At 62.8% G+C, this 9,538-nt stretch carries 6 protein-coding genes; 2 read left to right on the forward strand and 4 right to left on the reverse strand.

Going from position 1 to position 9,538, the window contains the following annotated elements; genetic code table 11:
* Positions 1-56: 56 nt before the first annotated feature.
* Together DBR30_RS05100 and DBR30_RS05105 are read left to right on the forward strand one after the other, a co-directional pair.
* Complete coding sequence (locus DBR30_RS05100; protein WP_108541650.1) at positions 57-1,157, forward strand: efflux RND transporter periplasmic adaptor subunit; 1,101 nt, start codon at positions 57-59, stop codon at positions 1,155-1,157.
* Entirely contained in the window at positions 1,154-4,261 is a 3,108-nt protein-coding gene (locus DBR30_RS05105) for an efflux RND transporter permease subunit (RefSeq protein ID WP_108541649.1), read from the forward strand. The genes DBR30_RS05100 and DBR30_RS05105 overlap by 4 nt, the downstream gene beginning before the upstream one ends.
* Here the strand turns inward: DBR30_RS05105 and DBR30_RS05110 are convergent.
* From DBR30_RS05110 to DBR30_RS05125, 4 genes are all read right to left on the reverse strand, one after another.
* On the reverse strand, positions 4,246-5,373 hold the full coding sequence (locus tag DBR30_RS05110) for a CobW family GTP-binding protein (RefSeq protein WP_181363490.1): 1,128 nt from the start codon (positions 5,371-5,373) through the stop codon (positions 4,246-4,248). The genes DBR30_RS05105 and DBR30_RS05110 overlap by 16 nt on opposite strands.
* 9 nt (positions 5,374-5,382) lie before the next feature.
* Positions 5,383-6,777: a D-arabinono-1,4-lactone oxidase gene (locus DBR30_RS05115; protein WP_108541648.1), complete on the reverse strand. Its 1,395-nt coding sequence runs from the start codon at positions 6,775-6,777 to the stop codon at positions 5,383-5,385.
* Positions 6,778-6,939: 162 nt separating this feature from the next.
* Entirely contained in the window at positions 6,940-8,526 is a 1,587-nt protein-coding gene (locus DBR30_RS05120) for an EAL domain-containing protein (RefSeq protein WP_108541647.1), read from the reverse strand.
* Positions 8,527-8,806: 280 nt separating this feature from the next.
* On the reverse strand, positions 8,807-9,538 hold a 732-nt coding region (locus tag DBR30_RS05125; protein WP_258224287.1), incomplete at its 5' end, for an aconitase family protein.

Raw genomic sequence — 9,538 nt, forward strand, 5'->3', positions numbered from 1 at the left:
CGAAAAACTAGACTCACCGGTGTGATTTGATGTTATGTCAACCAGAGGATGATGTCATGACACTTTGCTTAATCCTGCTGGCGCTGTTACTGAGTGGCTGCAGCCCGGTCACAGAGTCAGAAGAAACACCCGCCCTGACCCGGGTGATCGCCCAGCCGCTGCAAGCCAGCGATCACTACCCGGTGCTGCACCGCTTCAATGGCCGGGTGATCGCCCCCGAGCACAGCCAGATAGGCTTCGAGCTGGCAGGGCGGATCGCTACCCTGCACAAGGGACGCGGAGAGCCGGTCACGGCTGGCGAACTGCTCGCCACACTGGATACCCGGATGCTGGCAGTGGAAGCCAAAGAGCTGGCCGCCCGAGCAGCCCAGAACGAGGCCGAGCTGACCCTTGCCCGACAGACGCTCGAACGACTCACCGCCCTGCGCCAGCAGCAGTTCAGCTCCCGTCAGGCGCTGGATGAACAGCAAGGCAAAGTCCGCATGCTGGAGGCAAGCGCCAACCAGCTGGCCGCCGCCCTCGAAGCCAACCGGGTCAAACAGGAGAAATCACAGCTGCGCGCCCCCTTCAACGGAATTGTGGTCAGCCGCGAGCAGGCATTGGGGGCCGTGGTGGCCGCAGGTCAGCCTCTCTTCTCCCTGACCCGCAGCGGCCAGTGGGAGGCCGATATCGGCGTGCCGGTGAAACAGGCCGAGTCCCTGATCGTCGGCCAACGCTATCCCCTGCAAAGCGGGGCGCAATCACTGGAGGGGCGCCTGCTTAATCTGGGGGTACAAGTGGACGGGCAGACCCACACCCGCACCGCCCGCTTCCAGCTGACCCGGGGCGGCGAACAGCTGGCAGAGGGGCAACTGATCACCCTGCTGCATCAGACCCGCGAGCCCACCCGCGCCTACGAGGTGCCGCTCACCGCACTGACCCAGGGATTGCGCGGCAGCTGGACCCTCTATCTGCTCAACGACGAAACGCCACCCCGGGTGGTCAGTCGGGACGTCACTCTGCTGCAACAAGATGGCGAGCGGGCCTGGATCAGTGGTGCCCTGAACGGACAGGAACAGCTGGTGACCGATGGCCTGCATAAACTGGTGCCGGGCCAGCAGGTCACCCTGACAACCAGCGTGGATCATCAGGCAGGCCATCCGGAGCCACAGTCATGATCCGCCCGTTTATCGAGAATGGCCGACTGCTGCTGTTGACGGTCGCACTGCTGCTGACGGCCGCCCTTGCGGCATTGCAGACCCTGCCCAGAACCGAAGATCCCCAGCTCACCAGCCGCTTTGCCAGCGTGGTTACCCACTTTCCCGGGGCCAGCGCCGAACGGGTGGAAGCGCTGGTGAGCGAGCCCATCGAGAACCGGCTGCGGGCCCAGAGCGAGATCAAGCTGATCGAGTCGAGCTCTCGCCCCGGTCTCTCCATCATCAATCTGGAGCTCAAGGATGAGGTCAGCGATGTGGAACCTGTCTGGTCCAGAGTCCGTGATCGGCTGGCAGATCTTGCCGCCGGACTGCCAGCCGGCGCCAGTGCCCCCAAGCTGGATGACGAGAAGGGCTACCCCTTCACCCGGCTGGTCAATGTGGTCTGGCGCGGGCCGGGCCAGCCACAGCTGGATCGCCTCGCCCGCTACAGCGCCGAGCTGGAACGCCGGGCTCGCCAGCTGCCGGGCACCGAATACGTCGAGCGGGTCGGGGCACCGCAGGAGGAGATCGAGGTGCGGTTCGATCCCCTTGCCCTCAGTGCCAGCGGCATGAGTGGCGAACAGCTTGCCCAGGCGCTGAGTGGTGCCGATGCCAAAGTAGCCGCCGGGGAGTTGCAGGGCAGCCACAATCGCTTTCAGGTGGAGATCCGCGGCGCCCTCGATACCCTGGAGCGGATCCGCCAGATCCCGCTGCGCACCGGCGAGCAGGGCCAGACCTTGCGCCTTGGCGATCTGGCCGAGGTAAGACGTACCCTGCACCAGCCGGAGAGCCAGCTGGCCTTTGCCAATGGTGAGCGGGCCATGGTGGTCGGTCTGCGCATGGCACAGGATCACCGCATCGACCTCTGGTCGGCACGGGTCGATACCATGCTGACCCAACTGCAACAGGACTTGCCGGATAATATCGGCCTCGTCACCAGCTTCGATCAGCAGCGTTATACCGATCAGCGGCTCGACACCCTGCTCATCAACATTGTGCAGGGCTTCCTCATCATAGTGGCCGTGCTGCTGGTGACCTTGGGGGTCAAGGCCGCCATTATCGTGGCCCTGTCGCTGCCGCTTACCGTGGCGTTCTCATTCGCCTGCATGAACCTGATCAATCTGCCCATTCACCAGATGTCGGTCACTGGGCTGGTGGTGGCGCTCGGGATCATGGTGGACAACGCCATCGTCATGGCGGATCGGGTGCAGTATCAGCGCCGCCACGGCATGGCCATGAGTGCCGCCGCACTGGAAGCCATCGGCCACCTCTGGCTGCCACTGCTGGGCTCCACCCTCACCACCATGCTCGCCTTTATGCCGATCATTCTGATGCCGGGCCCGGCGGGCGAGTTTGTCGGCGGCATCGCCTGGGCGGTGATCTGTTCGCTGCTGGGATCCTACCTCATCGCCCACACCCTGGTGGCTGGCCTCGCAGCCCGCTGGATTGGCAGTGATCAGGGGGGACGCTGGTATCAGGATGGCTTGCACCTGCCCCGGGTGAGCGCCCGTTTCCAACAGAGCATCGCCATGGCGCTGGCTCACCCCTGGCGTACCCTGCTGCTGGTCAGTCTGCTGCCCCTGCTCGGTTTCTGGGTAGCGGGCCGCCTCACCGAACAGTTCTTTCCCCCTGCCGACCGGGACATGATCCACATCGAGGCCAGCCTCTCTCCACAGGCGAGCCTGGCGCGCACCCGCGAGCTGGCACTGGGGATCTCCGCCGAGCTGGCCAGTCTCCCCGAGCTGGTTCGTCAGGATTGGGTGGTGGGCGACAACGCACCCAGCTTCTACTACAACCTGGTGCCCAGAAAACAGGGGCGGGCCGATTACGCCCAAGGGATGATCACCCTGCAGGATGCCGATGCCGCCGAACGGCTCATTCCACAACTGCAGCAGCGGCTCGATGCAACATTTCCCGAAGCGCAGATCCTGGTGCGCAAGCTGGAACAGGGGCCGCCTTTCAATGCCCCGGTCGAGCTGCGGCTGTTTGGCCCCGACCTCGAACAGCTGCGCCGTCTGGGAGAGGAGCTGCGCACTCTGCTCGCCAATACCCCGGCCGTGGTGCAGACCCGCGCCACCTTGCAGGCCGGGGCCCCCAAACTCTGGTTGCAGGTCGATGAGGAGGCCGCCCGGCTGGCAGGCATGAGCCTGACCGATGTTGCCTCCCGGCTGGCGGGCGCACTGGATGGCAGGTTGGGCGGCACTGTGCTGGAAGGCACCGAGTCAATCCCGGTTCGGGTGCGACTGGCCGAGCCCTTGCGTCAGGATCCGGATGCGCTGCTCAATGTGCCGCTGTCGCTCACCGGCACCGGCCAGCAAGGGGCTGCCAATCTCACCTTGCGGGCACTGGCCACTCCCGAGCTGCTGCCAAGCTGGGGGGAGATCAGCCGCCGGGATGGTGAGCGGGTCAATGTGCTGGAGGCCTATCTGGCGGTCGGCGTACTGCCGCAAACCGTGCTGGAGCAGGTCAAAGAGAGGCTGGCCGCCAAGGCGCTGGCGTTGCCGCCGGGCTATCGACTGGAGTTTGGCGGGGAAGCCGCCAAGCGGGATGAATCGGTGGGTAATCTGATGGCCCATGTCAGCCTGGTCGCCGTGCTGCTGGTGGCCGTGCTGGTGCTCAGCTTCAACTCGTTCCGGCTGGCAGGCATCGTCACCTTGGTGGCGATCCAGTCGGCGGGGCTCGGGCTGCTGTGGGTCTGGCTGCTAGGGTACCCCTTCGGGTTTACGGTGATCATCGCCCTGCTGGGGCTGATGGGGCTGGCCATCAACGCCGCCATCGTCATTCTGGCCGAGCTGAGGGCAGACTCGCTGGCACAGCAGGGCAATTTGCCGCAGATCCGCGATTTGGTGGCCGGTTGCAGCCGCCACATCGTCTCGACCACCATCACCACGGTGGGCGGCTTCATCCCGCTATTGCTGGGGGGCGGCGGCTTCTGGCCCCCCTTTGCCATCGCCATCGCCGGTGGCACAGCGCTGACGACCCTGCTCTCGTTCTACTTTGTGCCGGTGGCCTTTGTGTTGTTCAACCGCCGCCGCCCTGACCCGGTACAGGAGAGCTGCAACGCGCAAGATCAGTTGTCGGGCTGACCCAGCATGGCTTTGAGCCGCTCTTCCAGAGTGGGCTCGGGGGCCTTTAAGGTCGCCATAAAGAGCTGCTCGATACCGGCCTTGTCCTGACTTTTCACGATAAACACCAGTCGGGACTGGGCCTTGCCCTCCGGCCAGTCGCCCAGCGCCTGCAGCGGATAGAGCTGGCCGTGGACGCCGTGGATCACCACCGGCTGGCTCTCCCCTTCCAGCTGCAAGATCCCCTTGAGCCGCAGCAGGGCATCGCCGTACTGCGCCTGCACCGCGTCGATGGCAGCCAGCAGGCGAGAGGGCTTGAGCGGCTCACCGATACGCAGGGAGAAACTCTCGATGTTGCCGTGCTCGAAGTGGGTGGGCGCCGCCGTGCCAACCTTGGCGGCGAACGGCTGTATCTTGGGTTGCATCGGTGACGCCAGCCCCTGCCTGGGGGATTCGGTGCGCAGCCAGGCCAGCAGCTGGCGCACATCGCGCCCGGCCGCTTCGTTGTAGGCGCCCAGCTTCTCCAGCACCTTGGGCGAAAGCTCGCCATTGGTCACCAGCTGGAGCGGCACCGCCGGATTGAGGGCCGCCAGCTGGGTTTCGACCCGCGCCAGCTGCTCGCCATCCACCAGATCGCCTTTGCTCACCACCAGCAGATCCGCCAGCGCCACCTGTTTCACCGCCTCATACTGGGCCGCCAACTGCTGCTCGATATGACCGGCATCCACCACGGTGACGGTGCCATCGAAGCGGTAGCGCTGGGCGATAAAGCCCTCTTCCCTTAACGTGAACAGCACGGGGGCCGGATCGGCGAGGCCAGTGGTCTCGATAATCAGTCGCTTGAACGGTTTGATCTTGCGCTGGATGGCCTTCATAAACAGCCCCTGCAACGCCTCCACCAGAGAGCCCTGCACCGAGCAGCAGATACAGCCGGAGTCGAGCAACATCACCTGCTCGTCCACCTGCTGCACCAGGTGGTGATCCAGCCCCACCGAGCCGAACTCGTTGATCAGCACCGCGCACTCGCCGAGCTCCGGCTGCTTGACCCAGTGGTTGAGCAAGGTGGTCTTGCCGCTACCGAGAAAGCCGGTCAGCAGGGTCACGGGGATACGGGTATCTTGCATATCGGTCATGTCAGATCCTTACCGGTTGGCAAACAGGTCGCTGAGCCAGCGGTTTTCAAAGCGGCCGTGGGGGTCGAGCTCGGCTTTTAACGCTACGAAGTCGTTCCAGCGCGGCAACAGGGCCGGGAAGTCGTAGAGATCCATCGCCAGATGTTTGCCGAAATGGGGAATGCCGCCGAGCGGCACCAGCAGTTGCTGCAGCTCGCGCATCTGCTCCATGGAACCGTTGACGAAGGTGCCGTCCGCCGCCAGATAGACCAGAAAACCGATCCAGCAGACCGACTGGCCATAAGCGGCGCTAAGCCAGGCCTCGGAAGGGCCGGTACAGCGCAGGATAAAGGGGTAGTGCAACACTCCTGGGTTGGCCTGCTGCCAGGCCTGCAGGGTCTCCAGCGCCTCGTTCATCCGATGCAGCGGCACCGCCACCTCGCAGTTGATCTGGGGAGCCGGGATCCCCTTGCAGAGGATCTGGTAGACGTTGCCCACCAGATCGGAGGCATCCTTGAAGCGGCGCACCGTCTCGAAGTGCTCGCCAGCCAGCGCCTCATCCTTGGTGTCTTTCGCCATCTTCTGCAAAGTGGCATCAATGGTGGCATTCATGCGGACGTCGATATCACCATCCAGCAGCAGCGGCTCGCTGCCGCCGGCGCGGTAACGGGCCACCTCCTCATCAGAGGCGGGATCCACCAGCCAGATGTGGCTCTCGCCGGTCCAGGCAAACCACCAGCTCTTCACAAAGCCGTGCTCGCGGTTGAGCCGTTCGTTGTGCTCCAGCAGGAAGGGGTAATCGGTGGTGAACTTGGTGCAGCGCATAATGCGGTTCGGCACAGTGCGCAGGGTGACGTCGAGCAGGATGCCGAGCATCCCCATCCCCATCACGAAGGCGCCGAAGCGCGGGTCACTGCGATCCACCCGGATGATGTCGCCATTGGCCAGCATCACCGTCATCGCCTCCACCGCATCGCACAGGGCGGACTGGTGCAGCCCCTGGCCGTGGGTGCCGGTGCTGAGGGCGCCGCCCAGGGTCTGGATGCCGATAACGCCCGGGGATGCGGGCAGCATCCGCTCCATGGCGATCAACTCGGCATAAACGGTATCGAGGGGCGTCCCCGCCTGATAGGTGACGGTGTCGGCGGTTTGCGCCAGCTGGCCGCGCAGGTGGTGCAAGTCCACCAGCAGTGCCTGACTGCCCTCGGCATAGACGCTGTGGATGGGTTCGAAGGAGAGGCCGGAGCCGATAAGGCGCAGCTTGCGCTCGGGGTGTTCCCGCAGCAACATTTGCAACTCGTCGCGGGTTTTCGGGCGCCACACCTGATCCAGCGCCCCGAGGGGATTGGTTCTCGACCAGTTGAACAGCACCTCCCGATTACCGATCGCCTTGATGCTGTGAAATGCCTGGAACTGAACCGTCATACCGCGCCTCATCTTTTACTGACGTCAAAATGAGCGCCGATTCTACCGAAAAGCGAGCCACAAGGCATGGAAAACAAGCCCCTGCACTCGAGGGGGGATAGGGAGATAGCACTTCCCTACCCTGCCAGACAGGAGCGTGTCCGCCCGTCTGTCACCGATAGATCAGGTGGCGTTCGGGATGCCTCGTACCCCATCTGGCTGCCGGGTCTGTGCCTCTTCCGGCAGCAGCTCCTCGCAGAACTGGCGCAGCGGCATGGGGCGGGCAAACAGATACCCCTGCAGATAGTCGACCCCCTTGGCCCTGAGGTAGTCAGCCTGACGCTCGCTCTCCACCCCTTCTGCCACCAGCGCCAGACCGAGCCGGGTCGCCAGATCGATCACGTTGTCCACGATATGTTCCGAGAGCGACTCGGTACCGATACGAGCGATAAAGGATTTGTCGATCTTGAGGTAATCCACATGAAACTGCTGCAGGTAAGCCAGGCTGGAGTGGCCGGTGCCAAAATCGTCGATGGCGAGTTTGACCCCCATCTCGTCCAGCTGGCGGAACAGGGAGAGTGTCTGGGGATCTGACATCAGCAACTCCCGTTCGGTCAGCTCCAACACCAGTACCACCTTGCCGGGGACGAAGTGGCCGAGAAAAGCGCGGCACTCGGCCAGCAGGGCAAAATCGTGACAATGAGCGGAGCTGATGTTGAAGCTGATATGAAACCCATCGGGCAACTGCTCCTGAGAGCGGTTCAACCGTGTCGCCACCTGCTTCATGATATGGGTGGTCATGGGGACGATCAGTCCCGACTCCTCCGCTTGCGGGATAAAGAGATCGGGCCGGATCACCCCTTCATTGACATGCTCCCAGCGCATCAGCACCTCGGCGCCCATCATCTTGCCGTCGTGGCTGGCAATCAGCGGCTGCAGATAGGGAACAAACTCCCTGGCCCGCAGGGCGCGTCGCAATTCATCTGTTGGCGAGCCAGGACGCCCCAGCACCCACCACACCAGCCAGGCCAGCAAAAGAGAGGAAACCGCCAGCCACGACAGAGCCACATGCCGCGCGGCCCACAGCGACTTCCAGTAGACCGGCATGACATAACCGGCATGGATGGTGAAAGGATAATGGGACGAGGTGAGGGCCTGGCTGATCCCGCGATGGAGGGTGGGTGCCTCGCTCAGATAGCGGCCTGCCTCATCAAGCCAGGCCGACCCCACCTGCAGATAGAGCGCACTGGATTTTCCGCTCATGGTGAGCATGAAGCTGAGCTGGGTACTGTCGATGGCGCTCAAGGCGGCATCCTTGCCCTGTTCGGTGCGCACCACCAGCAGCGGGTGATTCTGCCGCACCCGGTTGCCACTCATCAGCAGCAGCTTGCGGCCGGTGTAGATGGAGCCATCATCGGCATCATTGGCCTCACCAAACAGCGAAGTGCAATTGATGATGCCGTTTCGCACCAGATTGACCGAACGCAGGAAGGGCTCGAGGGCGACCTTCTTGCGCAGCACCAGCAGGTTGTCGCGACAGGGAGCATTCACCAGAGGCAGCACCGAGCGATTGGCCTGCTCCGCATGATCCAGCATCGACTCCATCAGGGTTCTGGCCTTGTGGGCCGAGGCGCTGGATTCCGCTTTCAGCTCCTGCACATAATTGCTGTGGATGAGCCAACCTCCCACCAGCAGCGGCAGGGTAAAGACCAGCAAGGCACCGCCGAAACGTAACCCGGTTCGGGAAAGATCGATCCTGAACAGAAACATAAAGAACCACGCCGCAATTCGTCAGGCCTGCCAACGCAAGCACCCAGTGAACAGATATCCACTTTCCCTCGATAACGATGCCTCATCATTACCGCACATAACCGAACAACATAACCCAAAGCGTTTATAAAACGAACCACCAAACAGGTGGTTGGATCTCTCTAGCAAGGATCGTGCAAACAATCTTCAAAAAAGACGGTGAATAACACGCAAATAAATAATGCCGCGTAAATACGCGGCATTATTAACTTCTTATCGCACAAATCGCGCAAGAACTCCGTTAAACGGCTTGCTGCAGGATCACCGCATCTGCCTTCTTGGTGTAGGAGGCGATCTCGTTGAAGTTGAGGTAGCGGTAAGTATCTGCCGCAGTGGCATCGAGCGCCTTGGCGTATTGCAGGTACTCCGCCACGGTCGGGATCTTGCCGAGAATGGCGGCAACCGCAGCCAGCTCCGCAGAGGCCAGATAGACGTTGGCACCTTTACCCAGACGGTTCGGGAAGTTACGGGTGGAGGTAGAGACCACCGAGGCCCCTTCCGCGACCCGCGCCTGGTTGCCCATGCAGAGGGAACAGCCCGGGATCTCGATGCGGGCACCGACGCGACCAAAGATGCCGTAGTAGCCCTCTTCGGTCAGCTGATCCTTGTCCATCTTGGTGGGCGGCGCGATCCACATGCGGGTCGGCAGCTCGCCCTGATACTTCTCGAGCAGTTTGCCGGCGGCGCGGAAGTGACCGATGTTGGTCATGCAGGAACCGATGAACACCTCGTCGATCTTGTCACCAGCCACGTCGCTCAGCAGACGGGCATCGTCCGGATCGTTCGGCGCACAGAGGATTGGCTCCTTGATGGTGGCCAGATCGATCTCGATGATTTCGGCGTACTCGGCATCCTTGTCCGCTTCCATCAGGGTCGGGTTGGCCAGCCACTCTTCCATCCCCTTGATGCGACGGGTGATGGTGCGTACATCGCCGTAGCCTTCGGAGAGCATCCATTTCAGCATCACGATGTT

Origin of the sequence: Aeromonas sp. HMWF017 (genome assembly GCF_003061465.1) — a bacterium.
GTDB lineage: Bacteria > Pseudomonadota > Gammaproteobacteria > Enterobacterales > Aeromonadaceae > Aeromonas > Aeromonas veronii.

What these genes read in the sequence shown, in the direction of transcription:
- DBR30_RS05115 (WP_108541648.1), bottom strand. Translation starts at nt 6,777, where the DNA reads ATGACGGTTCAGTTCCAGGCATTTCACAGCATCAAGGCGATCGGTAAT.
- DBR30_RS05105 (WP_108541649.1), top strand. Translation starts at nt 1,154, where the DNA reads ATGATCCGCCCGTTTATCGAGAATGGCCGACTGCTGCTGTTGACGGTC.
- DBR30_RS05110 (WP_181363490.1), bottom strand. Translation starts at nt 5,373, where the DNA reads ATGACCGATATGCAAGATACCCGTATCCCCGTGACCCTGCTGACCGGC.
- DBR30_RS05120 (WP_108541647.1), bottom strand. Translation starts at nt 8,526, where the DNA reads ATGTTTCTGTTCAGGATCGATCTTTCCCGAACCGGGTTACGTTTCGGC.
- DBR30_RS05100 (WP_108541650.1), top strand. Translation starts at nt 57, where the DNA reads ATGACACTTTGCTTAATCCTGCTGGCGCTGTTACTGAGTGGCTGCAGC.